This is a genomic window from Saccharothrix coeruleofusca, from assembly GCF_014648515.1.
GTDB lineage: Bacteria > Actinomycetota > Actinomycetes > Mycobacteriales > Pseudonocardiaceae > Actinosynnema > Actinosynnema coeruleofuscum.
This window is the reverse complement of sequence record NZ_BMRG01000036.1, coordinates 16,436-17,172: the sequence shown is the minus strand read 5'-3', so window position 1 is coordinate 17,172 and position 737 is coordinate 16,436. Positions and strand designations below refer to the sequence as shown.

At 66.1% G+C, this 737-nt stretch carries 1 protein-coding gene; it reads right to left on the bottom strand.

Going from position 1 to position 737, the window contains the following annotated elements; all coding sequences use genetic code 11:
* Positions 1-737, bottom strand: a 737-nt coding sequence (locus IEZ00_RS37645) for a cbb3-type cytochrome c oxidase subunit I (protein WP_229796434.1), incomplete at both ends; no start/stop codon positions are given.

Below are 737 nucleotides of genomic sequence, written 5' to 3'. Positions count from 1 at the left end.
GGCGGGGAGGCCAGCAGGATGCCGGTCAGGCCGCCCAGCAGGAAGGTGACCAGGAAGCCGATGCTGAACAGCATCGGCGTCTCGAAGGTCAACCGGCCCTTCCACATGGTGCCGATCCAGTTGAAGAACTTGATGCCGGTGGGGATGGCGATGATGAAGGTGGTCGCGGAGAAGAACAGCAGCAGCACCGCGCCGGTGGCGTACATGTGGTGGGCCCACACGACCACCGAGTACAGCGCGATGGCGATGGTGGCGAACACCAGGCCCTTGTAGCCGAAGATCGGTTTTCGGCTGAACACCGGGATGATCTCGGAGATGATGCCGAAGAACGGCAGCGCGACGATGTAGACCTCGGGGTGGCCGAAGAACCAGAACAGGTGCTGGTAGAGGATCACCCCGCCGTTGGTCGGGTCGAACACGTGCGCGCCCAGCTGCCGGTCGGCCATCAGGCCCAGCAGCGCGGCGGTCAGGATCGGGAAGGCGATCAGCACCAGGATGCTGGTGATGAAGATGTTCCAGGTGAAGATGGGCATCCGGAACATGGTCATGCCCGGCGCGCGCAGGCACACGATCGTGGTGATCATGTTGACCGCGCCCAGGATGGTGCCCAGACCGCTCACCACCAGGCCCGCGATCCACAGGTTCGCGCCCGCGCCGGGGGCGTGCATGGCGTCGCTGAGCGGGGGGTAGGCGGTCCAGCCGAAGTCCGCCGCGCCCGCGGGCGTGAGCAGGGAGGC